The organism is Paenirhizobium naphthalenivorans (assembly GCF_007992095.1).
GTDB lineage: Bacteria > Pseudomonadota > Alphaproteobacteria > Rhizobiales > Rhizobiaceae > Allorhizobium > Allorhizobium naphthalenivorans.
Window position 1 is genome coordinate 220824 of record NZ_BJZP01000004.1, and the last position, 13522, is coordinate 234345.

At 63.9% G+C, this 13522-nt stretch carries 16 protein-coding genes; 9 read left to right on the forward strand and 7 right to left on the reverse strand.

The annotated features are described in order from the left end of the window. Positions 1–92: 92 nt before the first annotated feature. A complete protein-coding gene (locus RNA01_RS06160; RefSeq protein ID WP_371864050.1) occupies positions 93–1184 on the reverse strand; it encodes an AI-2E family transporter in 1092 nt (363 codons plus the stop codon). Positions 1185–1445: 261 nt separating this feature from the next. Here RNA01_RS06160 and RNA01_RS06165 point away from each other — a divergent pair, with 261 nt between their 5' ends. Together RNA01_RS06165 and greA are read left to right on the forward strand one after the other, a co-directional pair. Continuing rightward, positions 1446–2282: a polysaccharide deacetylase family protein gene (locus RNA01_RS06165; protein WP_235916448.1), complete on the forward strand. Its 837-nt coding sequence runs from the start codon at positions 1446–1448 to the stop codon at positions 2280–2282. Between the two features lie 138 nt (positions 2283–2420). Further along, complete coding sequence (gene greA, locus RNA01_RS06170) at positions 2421–2903, forward strand: transcription elongation factor GreA (protein ID WP_147179078.1); 483 nt, start codon at positions 2421–2423, stop codon at positions 2901–2903. A 42-nt stretch (positions 2904–2945) separates the two neighbouring features. Here the strand turns inward: greA and RNA01_RS06175 are convergent, their stop codons facing one another. Further along, positions 2946–3929, reverse strand: coding sequence for a VOC family protein (locus RNA01_RS06175; RefSeq protein WP_371864051.1), 984 nt, complete (start codon positions 3927–3929; stop codon positions 2946–2948). A gap of 225 nt (positions 3930–4154) precedes the next feature. Here RNA01_RS06175 and RNA01_RS06180 point away from each other — a divergent pair, with 225 nt between their 5' ends. The 4 genes from RNA01_RS06180 (at position 4155) to RNA01_RS06195 (ending at position 6886) form a co-directional block, all read left to right on the forward strand. Then, positions 4155–4565 carry a universal stress protein gene (locus tag RNA01_RS06180; protein ID WP_147179080.1) on the forward strand — a complete coding sequence of 137 codons (411 nt, stop codon included), beginning with the start codon at positions 4155–4157 and terminating at the stop codon, positions 4563–4565. Positions 4566–4619: 54 nt separating this feature from the next. Further along, the gene (locus RNA01_RS06185) at positions 4620–4940 is read left to right on the forward strand and encodes a TraR/DksA family transcriptional regulator (RefSeq protein ID WP_147179081.1); all 321 of its coding nucleotides are present in this window, start codon (positions 4620–4622) and stop codon (positions 4938–4940) included. Between the two features lie 202 nt (positions 4941–5142). After that, entirely contained in the window at positions 5143–6057 is a 915-nt protein-coding gene (locus RNA01_RS06190; protein WP_147179082.1) for a metal-dependent hydrolase, read from the forward strand. Between the two features lie 10 nt (positions 6058–6067). Next, complete coding sequence (locus RNA01_RS06195) at positions 6068–6886, forward strand: class I SAM-dependent methyltransferase (protein WP_170253377.1); 819 nt, start codon at positions 6068–6070, stop codon at positions 6884–6886. A gap of 181 nt (positions 6887–7067) precedes the next feature. Here the strand turns inward: RNA01_RS06195 and RNA01_RS06200 are convergent, their stop codons facing one another. After that, a complete protein-coding gene (locus RNA01_RS06200) occupies positions 7068–7985 on the reverse strand; it encodes a hypothetical protein (RefSeq protein ID WP_147179084.1) in 918 nt (305 codons plus the stop codon). Positions 7986–8210: 225 nt separating this feature from the next. After that, entirely contained in the window at positions 8211–8594 is a 384-nt protein-coding gene (locus RNA01_RS06205; protein ID WP_147179085.1) for an MAPEG family protein, read from the reverse strand. A gap of 193 nt (positions 8595–8787) precedes the next feature. On the opposite strand from RNA01_RS06205, the gene trhA reads away from it, so the two are divergent. Next, positions 8788–9441: a PAQR family membrane homeostasis protein TrhA gene (gene trhA / locus RNA01_RS06210; RefSeq protein WP_147179086.1), complete on the forward strand. Its 654-nt coding sequence runs from the start codon at positions 8788–8790 to the stop codon at positions 9439–9441. Positions 9442–9444: 3 nt separating this feature from the next. Here the strand turns inward: trhA and RNA01_RS06215 are convergent, their stop codons facing one another. Further along, positions 9445–10014 (reverse strand): helix-turn-helix domain-containing protein, encoded by a 570-nt coding sequence (locus tag RNA01_RS06215; protein WP_147179087.1) that lies wholly within the window; start codon positions 10012–10014, stop codon positions 9445–9447. A 26-nt stretch (positions 10015–10040) separates the two neighbouring features. Here RNA01_RS06215 and RNA01_RS06220 point away from each other — a divergent pair, with 26 nt between their 5' ends. Next, the gene (locus RNA01_RS06220) at positions 10041–10541 is read left to right on the forward strand and encodes a GNAT family N-acetyltransferase (protein ID WP_147179088.1); all 501 of its coding nucleotides are present in this window, start codon (positions 10041–10043) and stop codon (positions 10539–10541) included. Positions 10542–10586: 45 nt separating this feature from the next. Here RNA01_RS06220 and RNA01_RS06225 read toward each other — a convergent pair whose 3' ends face one another. Beyond that, on the reverse strand, positions 10587–11324 hold the full coding sequence (locus RNA01_RS06225) for a hypothetical protein (protein WP_147179089.1): 738 nt from the start codon (positions 11322–11324) through the stop codon (positions 10587–10589). 133 nt (positions 11325–11457) lie between these two features. Between RNA01_RS06225 and RNA01_RS06230 the strand changes: the two genes are divergently transcribed. Continuing rightward, positions 11458–12609, forward strand: coding sequence for an AraC family transcriptional regulator (locus RNA01_RS06230; protein WP_235916450.1), 1152 nt, complete (start codon positions 11458–11460; stop codon positions 12607–12609). A gap of 29 nt (positions 12610–12638) precedes the next feature. On the opposite strand, the gene RNA01_RS06235 is transcribed toward RNA01_RS06230, so the two are convergent. Next, entirely contained in the window at positions 12639–13448 is an 810-nt protein-coding gene (locus tag RNA01_RS06235) for a transglutaminase-like domain-containing protein (protein ID WP_147179090.1), read from the reverse strand. Between the last annotated feature and the right edge of the window lie 74 nt (positions 13449–13522).

Genomic DNA, 13522 nt, shown 5'->3' on the forward strand with positions numbered 1-13522 from the left:
GTAGATGTAATTTGATTTTTATCAAGCGATGCAAAAAATATTATACGCCCTTTCGATTGCGGAGAATAGGACGGTTCGTCGTGTGGTGGAGATTAGCCCGGCAGCTTGGGTTGGGCTGGCCCGCGCGGCATAACCTCGCCGGCGATGGTCATGGCGATCAGTGACAGCGGCACGGCGAGCACCGCCCCGATCGCCCCCCACATCCAGGTCCAGAAAACAATGGCGACGAAGACCGTGAAGGGGTTGATCTCCAGCCGTCGCCCCATCACCGCCGGCGTGACCAGGTTCTCCATGACCGCATGCACGACAAAGAAAGCCAGCGCCGGCGCGAGCGCCTGCATCAGGCCGTCATGGGTCAACAATCCGGCGATCGCCAGCGCCAGCGTCATCAGAGTGATTCCGAGATAGGGCAAAAAGCTCGACAGGAAGGCGAACAGGCCCCAAAGCCCCGGCATTTGCAGCCCGCCGCCCCAGGCGATCACCGTCATCAGCACGCCGACCATCGCATAGAGCAGGGTCGCGGTGGCGAAGTAGAAGCCAAGCGCCTGCTCGATCGCGTTGATGATGCGAATGGCGGCAAGGCGGCGGGCGCGATCGTTGAAGGCGACGATCAGCGCGCGGCGCAGCGCCAGCCGGCTGCCAAGGAAGAAGACCAGCGCTCCGAAGAAGATCAGGCCCTGCAAAAGCGCCGGCGTCACGCGGGTGGCAAGAGTCGAAAGCACCGTGCCGGTGTGCTCGATCAGCGCCTCCGGCGTGACCGGGCCTGAGCGGAAGGTCGTGGCGGTTACGTGCAGCCATCTGAACCGCTCAAGAAAGGGACGAACCCGCTCTATGGTGTGTTCCGCCATTGCCGGCGCCTCGCCCGCCAGGTCAACGAGCGGTGTTGCCAGCGTATTGGCGATGAAAAACAGCATAAGGGCGAAAAGCGACGACAGGATCACCGCAGTGGCCATGGGCGGAATGCCAAGCGCGCCGAGACGGTCGGCGGCGACCCCGAGGATCAGTCCGACGACGATCGCCAACGTGATCGGCATCAGTATGCTCGCGGCGAAATAGACCGCGGAGACGGCCAGGATCAGGAAAATTCCGATCACCGCCCAGATCAGCGCCAGATCAAGTGCGGTCTTGCGGACCTGCACCCGATAGGGCGAGCGCCGCTGCTTCTGTTTCAGAGCACGCTCCATCCCCTCGCGGTTGATCCCCGATCCGTTCGCCCTCTCGTTCATTTCGATATTCCCCGATGCACCTGCCGCACAACGCGGAAGCGGGTCGAGTGTTCCATCGGGGCGGGGAATGCGGCGCGGCGACAGTGGAGGCCTCGGCCGTAGCGCTAAGGCGACGATTCCTTGCGCGACTTTGCTGCGCCGCCATAATTTTGGCGCCTGGCACGCTAAGTTCTGGATCTGGCCATTGCCTGTCTTTTCCTGTTTTGCGGTATCCTTTTCATGCGCCTGTCCCGTCGCGCCTTCTGTGCCTGTTTCCTGTGCGGCCTTGCCGCCCCGCGTGCGTTCGCAACCAGTCCGACCGGGGCGTCCGGCCAGCCGGCACCGTCCGCAACGGTTCCCCCGGCCACGACCGCGCCGCCTCTTGCGCCGTTCAAGCCCGGCTCGCTCAAGGAGCCGCGCCTCCATGTCGAAAAGGGCGGGCAGTCGGCTCCCAGAGTGGCGCTGACCCTCGACGCCTGCTCCGGCCAGACCGACCGACGCATTCTCGACGTGCTGATGGCAGAGGAAATCCCCGCGACGATTTTCGTCACCGGCCGCTGGATCCGCCGGAATGCCGAGGCGCTGGCCCTGATGGCTGGCCGGCCGGACCTGTTCGAGATCGAGAATCACGGCCTCAACCACGTGCCGGCGATCGACCGGCCGGGCAGCGTCTACGGCATCGAGACCGCCGGCTCGACGCAGGCGGTGGTGCGCGAGGTGGAGGAGGGCGCCAAATGGATCACCGGGGCGGGGCTTGCGCCGCCGCGCTGGTTTCGCGGCGCGACCGCCCTCTATACGGCTTCGTCGATGGCGACGATCGAGGCCTTGGGATACCGCATCGCCGGTTATTCGCTGAACGCCGACGACGGCGCCTCGGTTGCCGCCAGAACGGCATTGCGCCGCATCGCCGCCGCCCATGACGGCGACGTCATCATCGCCCACGTCAACCAGCCCAGCCGCCCCGCCGGCGCGGGCGTCGCGGAAGGCCTGGCGGTGCTGAAGAAACGCGGCGCCGTTTTCGTCAAACTCGGCGATCTGAGCGAGCCGCAACTCGCGGCGGTGGCCAAGGACGGTTGAAGGAGAGGGAGAAGGGCTTGCGGCCCGAACGGACGGTGGTGGTTGTGCCCTTGTCATCGTATGATGGGGTCTGACAAACCGGTGGGGCAAACGTCCCCTGTGCTCAACGAGCGCACCACGCCTGAACGGAGTTCGAGATTGAGCGTCGCCTTCACCAAGGAAGAGAGTTCCGAAACCGCTGCGGAAACCCTGCTGCCTGACCGTCCTGTTTCCTCCCACCCGAACCTGGTCACGGCGGCGGGATTGGAGGCTCTGGAACGGCTGCTCCAGCAGGCGCGCGCGGCCTATGACGCAACGAGCACGATCGAGGACGTCAACGAGCGGCGCCGGCAGGCGGCAACCCCCTTGCGTGACCTGCGCTACTATGCGGCAAGGGTGCGCACGGCCCAGGTGGTTTCTGCGCCGACGTCGAGCGACACGGTCGCTTTTGGCAGCACGGTGACTTTCAGCCGCGACGACGGGCGCGTGCAGACCTATCGCATTGTCGGAGAGGACGAGGCGGATCCCAAGGCCGGGTCAATCTCCTACGTCTCGCCGGTGGCGCACTTGCTGATGGGCAAGGCGGTCGGTGATGTGCTGGAAGTCGCCGGTCGGGAGTTAGAGATCACCGCCATCGCGTGAGATCCCGTCGCTCCCCGGCGACATCCCCTTGTCACCGCTGCCTCAGGCCGCGGCGCCAAGCGTCAGCCCGATGCCCCACGGATCCTTGAGCGTATGGCCCTCGGCCGTGCGCGTGACCGGGATTTCCAGGCTCTCCAGCGTCGCCAGCGCCGTGTCGAGGGCGGCCTTGTCGTTGAAGGTCAGCGAATAGCCGGACAGGCCGGTCATCGCGCCGTCGCGGGCGGTGGCGCCGCGGCTGTTCCAGATATTGGCGGCGATATGATGGTGATAGGTGCCGGCGCCGAAGAAGCTCGCGCCGGGATAGCTCGCCATCTTCTTCAGCCCCAGAACGCCCTCGTAGAAGCGGTCGGCCTCCGGGATGTTGCCGACCTGCAAGTGCATATGGCCGATCGCCGAGCGGTCGGTCATGCCGCCCCAGGCGGTCTTCGACGCTTGGTCGTAGAGCCCCTGCAGGTCAAGCGCCAGGGTCGCCATCTCCACCGTGCCGTCGGCGTGGAAGTCCCATTCGTCCGGGGACCGGTCGCGGTAGACCTCGATGCCGTTGCCCTCCGGGTCGGATAGATAGATCGCCTCGGAGACCAGATGGTCGGAGGCGCCGTCGAGCCGCACGCCCTGATGAACGGCATGGGCCAGCCAATGGCCAAGCTCGGCGCGGTCCGGCAGCAGGAAGGCGGTGTGGAACAGGCCGGCGGCGTTGCGCGGCGCGCGGCGTGTGTCGGCGCGGGTGGTCAGCGTCAGCAGCGGCCGCTCGCCGGCGCCCAGCACCGTGCCGCTCATGCCCTGTTCGAGCACCTTCAGCCCGAGCATGGTCTGGTAAAACTGCCGCACGCCATCGAGGTCGGAAACGACGAGATGCGCCGCGCCGACATGGACGGGTCGGGTCAGAGCGAAGCTCTGGTCGGCAGCATTCTGGCCGATAGCATTCTGGCCTGTGGTATCCATTGCGTTGTCTCCTGTGTCCGCCCGCGATGAAATCGGTACGGCCGCGAGGCCGGCGCCAAGCGCGAGCATCGTGCGGCGGGTGATCTGGCTCATCGGAGCGGTCCTTGTGGTTTGTCGTCTGTTGGATAAGAATATGCGGTGTTCTTATCGTTCACGAAAGATTGCATTTCGGAGATTTATCGTTCGTCATTTGTTGACGGGCGGGACGGTAAAAATTGATCCTGATCAATGCGGGACTCTCGCCGACGATTGATTGTGGGTGCATAAAGAGGGAGGCGAGCCGGGACGGGTCGCCACAAGGAGATGACAATGTACAAGAAAATCGTGGTTCCGGTTGATTGCGGCGCGCTCGAAAAGGGTGAGAAGATCCTGCGCAAGGCGGCCAGCCTGCTCGACGCCGGCGGCGAGATTATCCTGATGACCGTGATCGAGGATATGCCGGGCTATATCACCATCGAACTGCCGGTCGATGCCGTCGAGGGCGCGATCAAGGACGGCAAGGCCAAGCTCGTCGAGCTGAAGGAAAAGACCGGCATCGCCGCCCGCGTCGAGTTGCGCACCGGCGCACCGGCCCGCGAGATCCTGGCCGCCGCCAATGAGCACGGCGCCGACCTCATCCTGGTCGCCTCGCATATCCCGGATCTCGGCAATTACCTGATCGGCGCCACCGCCGACCGTGTCGTGCGCCATGCCAAGTGCTCGGTCCTGGTCGACCGCTGAAGCGGTGCCGGAGACGGTACGCAATCTGAACAACAAGAACGAGGAAACACCCGGATGAACACGGAAAAATACGAGCAGATCCTGAAGGACCGCCAGCGCGAGATTTTCGCCCGGCTGCACAAGATCGACACCGACCTCGGCAATCCGCGCGACAAGGACAGCGAGGAACAGGCGACCGAAGCGGAAAACGACGAAGTGCTGGAGGAATTCGGCCAGGTCGGCGAGAAGGAGCTGAAGGCGATCGACGCGGCCCTGGAGCGCATCTCCATGGGTACCTTCGGCATTTGCGCCAAATGCGGCCAGCCGATCGCCGAGGCGCGCCTTGATGCCGTGCCCTCCGCGGCGCTGTGCCAGGAATGCGCGGCGGGCGAGTGAACCTGCGCGCATGAGAATGCGGGGAGGGGGCGCCGGGCGCCCCCTTTTTTGATTCGAGGTCTTCGGTTCCTTGCCGCCGCGGGCGAGACTTGTGCACGCGTGTTGCCCCTGTCCGGCGAAGTCGTTAAAGATTGCAACAGCGAACGGCGCCGCGGCTGCGCTGCGGTCGGACGGGCGTGCGAGACAAGGCGGAGTGCGAGTTATGGCGATTTCGGAGACGGCCGGCCAGACGGCGAAATGGGCTGGAGCCTCACCGGGCAATGACGACGAGGAGATCATTCCTCGCGACATACGCTTTGGCATCGTCTCCAATCCCAAGCGCCACTGGTATGGCGGCGACCCGATCAAGACGCTGCTGGCCGACGGTCTGTCGGTCTTCCTGCCGGAAGGCGAGCGCTATTTCATCCGCTCGCTGAAGCACTATGCGCCGAAGCTCAAGGACAAGCATCTGGCCGCCGAGATCACCGGCTATTCGGTGCAGGAGGCCTTTCACACCCGCGAGCACGAAGATTACAACAAGGCCATGGTCAAGCTTGGCTATGATATTCCGATGATGGAAAAGCGCGTGGCCGATGCGCTGGCGGTGGGCAAGAATCCGCTGCATCGCCTGGCGGTCACCTGCGCCATCGAGCACCTGACGGCGACGCTTTCGACCGTCACGCTGCGCTATCCGGAGCTGTTCGACGGTGCCGAGCCCGCCTATCGGCGCCTGTGGATGTGGCATGCGCTGGAGGAACTGGAGCACAAGGCGGTGGCGCTTGACGTCCTGAAGGCGGCGACACCGAAGATGAGCCGCGTCGAGCGCTATCTGCTGCGGGTCATGGCGATGAACGCCACCATCATCCCCTTCCTCTTCATCTTCCTGCGCAATGTGAAGGAATTCACCCGTGTCGACGGCATCAAGACGGGCCCGCGCTTCTGGCTGCGCTTCCTCTATACCGTGACGATCTCCCCCGGCTTCTGGGGCCGCTGCGCGCCGCTCTTCTTCAAATACTACCTGCCGGGCTTCAGCCCGGTGAACAAGGACGACCACGCGCTGGTCCTCAAGGGCCGCGACTGGCTCTATAAGGAATTCACCGCGCTCGATGCCGCGTCCGCCCCCGCCGCCGCCGAGTGAAAGAGCGCCGATGAGCAGCCGTCTGTTTTCCCGCGTCCTCGACGTCGCCGCCCTCGGCAAGTTTCCGCGCACGCAGAAATGGGTCTGGCGCCGCATCTACAACATGCTGTCGCGCTTCTGGGGCGACAGTGACTGGCGCTTCATGAACTACGGCTTTGTGCCCACGGGTGCGCCGTTTCCGCTGAAGCCCGAGGATGAGGCCGAACGCGCCTTCATCGGCCTTTACCATCAGGCGCTCGACGGCCTGCAGGTCGAAGGCGCGCGCGTGCTGGAGATCGGCTCGGGCCGCGGCGGCGGCTCGCGCTACATCGCCCGCTACTATGCGCCTAGCGCCGTCACCGGCCTCGACTATTCCCCCGAAACCGTGCGCCGCGCGCAAAAACTCAATGCCGATACGGCGGCGCTGACCTTCACGCAGGGCGATGCCGAGAACCTGCCGTTTGCCGACGCCGCCTTCGACATTGTCGTCAACATCGAATCCTCGCATTGCTACGGCGACGTGCCGGCCTTCGCCCGCGAGGTCGCCCGCGTGCTGAAGCCCGGCGGCTGGTTTACCTTCGCCGACATGCGGCCGAAGAACCAGCTCGCCGCCCTCGACCAGCAGCTCGGCGCGCCCGGCCTCGAACTGGTCGACAAGCGCAATATCTCGCAAAACGTCGTCGCCGCCCTCAATGCCGCCGAAGCCCGCAAGCAGGCGCGCATCGGCAAGATCCCCCTGCTGCGCCGCTTCATGAGCGAATTCTCCGGCTCCAAGGGCTCCATGCTCTACAAGGGCCTGTCGGGCGGCGGCGTGGTCTATCAGGCGAGACGCTATCGCAAGGCGGGGTGAGGGACGGCTGGCGAAGCCGACGAAACGATCCGACGATCGTTTCCAATGACGAACGCCCAGAGCGAAGGCGAGGGGCCGGGCAGGGCGGTGGATGAGGCGCGCGGTCGCTTGGCGTATTTCTTGATTCAATACCGCAAATGACCAGTGTTTATCCCTGGACGAAAGCAGTACCTCTACCCTCTCATGGTAGCTCCATCGCGTGGCGCTGACGCGTGTTCGTCGGCGTGCGAACGTAGGTCGACGCCGCACCGCCGATCAGGGCGACAAGCAACCGACAGGTGAGAGCTTGCATTTCAAGAGTCAAGTTCTGGTTCGTACCGACACCGTGAACGGCAAAGCCCAAAGGCTGCCCCATGAACAAGGCTTCATGAAGCGTCGCATTCCGCAACGTCGCCACTTCGGGTCCTGCGGGTGTACTTGGATCTGCCCACGCGGGCGTAGATATACCGAGGAGTTCACACATCCATTGGACTCGTTCTGCGTGACAACTGGGTCGCGGCCGCTGCGGATGAAGTAATTTCGCGAGCGCAAAGCAGGCATCAAACGCGGTGTAAAGCAAAATGAACTTTTCAAACTGTAAGTGACGAGGGTTTTGCGCCAAAAATAGAGCGTGGACACTCCCGCCGAAGAGTCTCGCACATTGGGCCTTGGCTCTATTCGTAATCCAGAATTGTTCAGCAAGATCGACAGCTGTCTCCAAACCGGTTCTCAACAGCACGAAGTCGACAAGTTTGCCAGACCTGATTGGGGTGGCATCTAGGAAGCCGGCCTCGGTTGCTGTTAGTCTAAGTCCAACGAAGAACGACAGTGCCCAGAGATGAAATGCGATATGTTCCGGGTCGTCAGAGTTTGCAAGTGTGATGCGGTGCGTTTTTGGTAAGCCGAAGACGCGCGCGGGATACGGTAGAGTGCGCACGCCAGTTCCTAAGCCGACGACCTGCTGCGGCGGCGCGTAGAGCCAATCATTTTCAACACCTTCATCGTCATTTACGCTGGCGACGACCTTTCTAAGGCCGGGCAGAGGCTCGATAGTAACCTCTGCATTCCGGATGCTGATATTATCTGGCCAGTAGCCGAATTCCGCGGTTTGGGAAGTCATTCGCAATCAGCCCCTGTTTCAAGTGTCGGAATTATTTGCTAAAATGTTATGTTCAGTCGATAGCTCGGACCCAGAACATCGATATGCGGCCGAAGGCTAGTTCGTGTCGTTTAACAGCTCTTGGTTTTGTGGCGCATGAAAGGTCCATCCACCGCCCAAAGACAGCCTCTCATCGCGTCTCCTCCCTACTACAAGGGTAAGAACGCCACGTTCCCGCCTCCCCACTCACCCCATCTTCACCAAGGCTCCGATCGTCCCGCCGACGAGCAGCGCGATGCCGATCAAAAAGGTCAGCGCGGCGCCCGGGCCTCGTTTTTTGGCGTCGGCGTAATATTCCGTGGCATAAAGTACGCGTGATGCCGTCCAGCCGAGGCCCAGAAGGCCGGCGAGCGCGTCCGAGACATAAAATCCGAACAGCCAGAGCGAGGGCAGGAACAGCACGAGCTGTTCGACGGTGTTCTGCTGCACCCGGAAGATGCGCTCGAAATTGACGTTTCCGGTCGTCCTGGGCGCCTCGACGCCGAATTGCCGACGCGCCCGCGCGACCTTGAGCAGGAACCAGACATAGGCGATGAGGGCAGCGAAGGTGGCGAGAACGGTAAAGCGCATCGGAAAATTCCTCGGGCTGTCGGGGGAGAGGCAAGGATCGGATGCTAGGCGAAGGGAAAAGGTCGCGCAAGACGACGGTTTGCGCGCGGCCTCGCCTCACAATCGCCATGGCCATCCTTGAAGATGGCGCGAAATCTGCCCATGATGGCGTGTGATCGCGCAGGCAAATTCGAGCTTGAGGACTTTGATCGATATGACCGACCAGTTCCGCTTCGGGCGGCCTTATGATTTCCATGAGCTGGTTGCCGACGGCATCGTTCATGGCGTGGGCGTGGTCTTCGCGCTGATCGGCGCGACGGCGCTGATCTTCTACGCCACGGTCTGGTCGAGCTATGCGGAAATGGCCGCCGCCTGGATCTATGGTCTCGGCCTCGTCATCGCCCTTGCCGTCTCGTTCACCTACAATATGTGGCCGCATTCGCGCACCAAGTGGATCCTGCGCCGCTTCGACCATTCGGCGATCTTCGTGCTGATCGCCGCGACCTACACGCCCTTCCTGGTCAAGGGCGCCGATGACTGGGTCATCCTCGCGCTGCTTGTCGGCATCTGGCTGACGGCCGCCATCGGCATCACGCTCAAATGCCGTTATCCCGGCCGCTACGACAAGCTCGCCATCCTGCTCTATCTCGGCATGGGCTGGAGCGGCGCCCTGGCGCTCGGGCCGATCTCGCAAAACCTGCCCTCGATCACCATGCTTCTGATCATCATCGGCGGCTGCATCTACTCGGCCGGCGTGATCTTCCATGTGTGGGAGCGCCTGCGCTTCCAGAACGCCATCTGGCACGGCTTCGTGGTGACCGCGGCGGCCGTGCATTATTCGGCGGTGCTGACGGCCCTTGGCCTGTGAGCGTCAGTCCGATTTCAACAGCACGACGGCATAGCGGCAGGGCCGGCCGGTCTCATTGCTGAAACAGCAGTCGCAAGGTGGCCCGAGCGCCAGGCAATCGCCCGTGGAAAGACGGTGCACGGTCTCGCCTTCGATGAAGGTGAGGGAGCCTTCCAGCACCCAGATCATTTGCCGCAGGAAGGTGAAGGCCGCCGCGCCATAGGGAACCGCCCCGCCCGGCGGCAGGTCGACCGAGACGATCTCGAGCGGCATGTCGACGACCGGCGAGACGAGCCTGCGCCGGTATCCCGTCTCGGGATCGACCCAGACCTGCTGGTCGTTTGCCCGCATCAGCCGGCTCCCGCTCGCCTCGGCGCGCGCGATCAGCGTCGAAACGCTCAGCGACAGCGCCCCGGCGAGCTTGCCGAGAAGGGCCGCCGTCGGGCTGCTTTCCCCGCGCTCGACCTTGTGGATCATTGCCCGTGAGACATCGGCGCGGGTCGCCAGATCGCTGAGCGACCATCCGTGCGCCAGCCGTTCGAGGCGAATTCTCTCCCCTAGACAGCGATCGAGATTGTCTGATAAGTTGGACATGAATTTAATATATTGGACAAATCGCCATGAATCAATCCGTTCTTATCCGCGATGCCGCCGAGGCTGATCTTGCCGCCATCCGCGACATCTACAACCACGCGGTCGAGCACACGACGGCGATCTGGAACGAGGTTCTGGTCGATCTCGACAACCGCCGTGCCTGGATGGAACAGCGCCGGGCCAAGGGCTTTCCGGTTCTGGTGGCGATCCGCGAGAGCAAGGTCGCCGGCTACGCCTCCTATGGCGACTGGCGCGCCTTCGACGGCTATCGCCACACCGTCGAGCATTCGGTCTATGTCGACAAGGACTGCCGGGGCGGCGGTATCGGCAAGCAGCTGATGCAGGCGCTGATCGAGCGGGCGCGGGCGGGCGACAAGCACGTCATGATCGCCGCGATCGAGGCGGAGAACAAACCGTCGATCGCGCTTCACCAACGTCTCGGTTTCCGCCTCGTCGGCGTACACCAGGAGGTCGGCACAAAGTTCGGCCGCTGGCTCGATCTGGCGATGATGGAGCTGAAGCTCTGAGGGAATGCGGCCCGAGGCGTGCGCCCGGGCCGCGGCCCTGGATGCCTATTCGATCCGCGCGTGCACCATCTCGCCGCGAATGGTGATCGCCGGCTTGGCGCCGGGTGTGTTGGGCAGCGCGCTGTCGATATAGGAGGCGACCGCCTCGACCAGATAGCTGACCGGCGTCGGGGTGATGAACTTCAGCGTGGCGTCCAGCATCTTGCCGGAGAGCGCGATCGTCTCGTCGTGCGTCACCTGTTCGTAGGCGAGATAGGCGCGAAGGGCCGCGCCGGAGATCGAGACCGCCCGCGCATGTCCCTTGAAGCTGACGTCGCCGGCATCGCTGCGGACGTCGATCATCGAGAAATCGCCGTCGAGCCTGGTGCGCGCCGCCTTCTGGTCGATGATGACGGCCGCTTCGGGGGCCAGATTGGCGGTGAGTTCCATGGTGCAGTCCGACCAGTCGAAGAGGCGGGCCGCCTTGCCGACATCGACGGTGAGTGTCTGGCCCTCGATGCGCATGCTGCCGTTGACCGGGCAGGCATCGGAGAACCATCCGGAATGCCAGACGGCGCCCCAGCCGCGCCGCTCGCCCTTCAGTTCAGCAACCCGCGGTCCGTTGGCCCTTGCGGTGATTTGAATGTCGCTCGCCGCACCTTCGACCCGGATTGTCTGGACATGGCTGAGGTCGAGCGGTCCTGCCATGCTGGCGCGGGTGGTGACGAGGTTGACCGCCGCGTCGAGCGTGGCGATGGCGAGAATGCCGCCGGCGATGGAAAGAAGGACGGTTCGCTTTTTCATGGGAGGTGCTCCTTGTTGGGCTGTTGATGATCCCATCGAGCACCTCGGGCAGGCGCTGCGCGACCTTGATCACGTTTCAGGTCGACCTCGAACGCGCTTGCGGTCATGATGGCGTCCGTTCCCTCGAAAGGCCTTGCTTGTCCACCCGCCCATGATCTTCATTCCGCTGTCCTTCGCCGTCTCGCTGTTCCTCGTCACCTTTCTCGTGCGGCTTCTGTTGCGGGGGCGCGAAAGCCTGTCGCGCAACCGGCTGTTCGTGGCGCTGATCGCCGTCTACGCTGTGCAGACCATGCTGGTCGGCCTGCGCTGGGGTTATGGGGTGACGGCGGTTCTTCCGCTGTTGTCGCTGCTGGCCAGCGTGATCCCGCCGCTCTCCTATCTGGCGTTTCGCGATCTCGTTCGCGAAGAGGGGGGCGGCATCTCGCCGCGCGACTGGCCGCATCTGCTGCCCACCGTGGTGCTGGCGGTGCTACTTTCGGTCTGGCGCGACCCGGTCGACCTTTTGATCATCGGCGAGTTTCTCGCCTATGGCCTGTGGTTGCTGTGGCTGGCGCGTTTGGGCCCCGACGGCCTGATCGCATCGCGGCTCGATGGATCGCTGCGCTCCTATCGCTCCTTGCAGTTGACGGGCGTGGCGCTCGTCGCCTCGGCGCTGACCGACGTAGGCATCAGCCTCGACATGCTGCTGGGCGGCGGACGGCATTCGGCGCTGGTGGTCTCGGCCGCCACCACTGTCATCCTGCTCCTGCTCGGCATTGCCGCCGCCGTGGCGGGAGCGGAGGAAGGCGATGGCGAAGGGGAGAGCCAGGGGGCGGGAGAGGGGCAAGGGGCGGACCTGGCGGAGGGACCGGAGAGTGGAACGGCCCTGGCGCGGACCTTGGCGCCACCGGTTGCCGCGCCTGTGCCGCAACCCGCCTCCGACGAGCATGAGGTGGTGGCGGCGAACCTCGACCGGTTGATGGACGAACGCCGGCTTTACGCCGACACCAGCCTCAATCTCGGCAAGCTGGCGCGGCGTATGGGCCTGCCGGCCCGTGCGGTCTCGCAGGCGGTCAACCGGGTGCACCGCATGAGCGTCTCGCAATACGTCAACAATTTCCGCGTGGCCGAGGCCTGCCGGCTTCTGTCCGCGACCGATATGCCGGTGACACGCGTCGTCTTCGAGGCCGGCTTCATGACCAAGTCGAATTTCAACCGCGAGTTCCTGCGGGTGACGGGCCTGAGCCCGACCGCCTGGCGGGAGGCGCAGGCGGCAGCCGGCGCGGCGGGCACCACGAGCGGCTGAGCCGCATCGACCTCCCGCCGCCGCGCGGCCTAATCGGCTATCTCATCCGTCACCACGTCGAAGCGGGCAAGTCGCGCCGGCCCGAAAGCGGTCGACAGCGCGACATCGGTGGCGTCGCGACCGGTTGCCATCAGGATGCGGCCAATGCGCGGTCTGTTGTGCCGGGCGTCGACCGTGTGCCAGTGGCCGCCGAGATAGACCTGCATCCAGGCACTGAAATCCATCGGATTGCCGTCGGGCGGCACGCCGATGTCGCCGAGATAGCCGGTGCAGTAGCGCGCCGGGATGTTCATGCAGCGACACAGCGTGATGGCGAGATGGGCGAAGTCTCGGCACACGCCGGTACGAGCGACGAAACCGTCATGGGCCGAACGCGTCGAATCCGCCTTCATGTAATCGAACCTGATGTGATTGTGGACGAAGGTGAGGATGGCCTGCACCCGTGGCCAGCCGAGCGGGGTATCGGAAAAGGTCGCCCAGGCGAAATCGGCCATCCGGTCGGTGTCGCAATAGCGGCTGCCGAGCAGGAAGACGAGCACGTCGTTCGGCAGATCCTTGATGTCGTGCTGGAAGGCACCTTCGGGCAGCACGTCCGGCTGACCGTTGTCATAGATCTCGAACTGCGTGGAAATGGTGGTGATCCCGGCCGGCGCGGTGATCCGGCTACAGGCATTGCCGAAGCCGTCGATATAGTCGCGCGCCTCGATCGGGCGGTCGAAGCTCAGTACCTGGCTTGTCAGCAGATCGGGCCGGCGAGACGGGTGGATATTGAGAACGAGCAGCATCGCGGTATCGTGCTCGCATTCATAGGCAATGTGGAAGCCGGCACGTATCTTCATTCTCGGATCCTTTGACGGGGAGGAGGCGTCGCCGGGAGCGGCGGGTGTGTTGCTAAACGCGAGAGGCCTCCTGG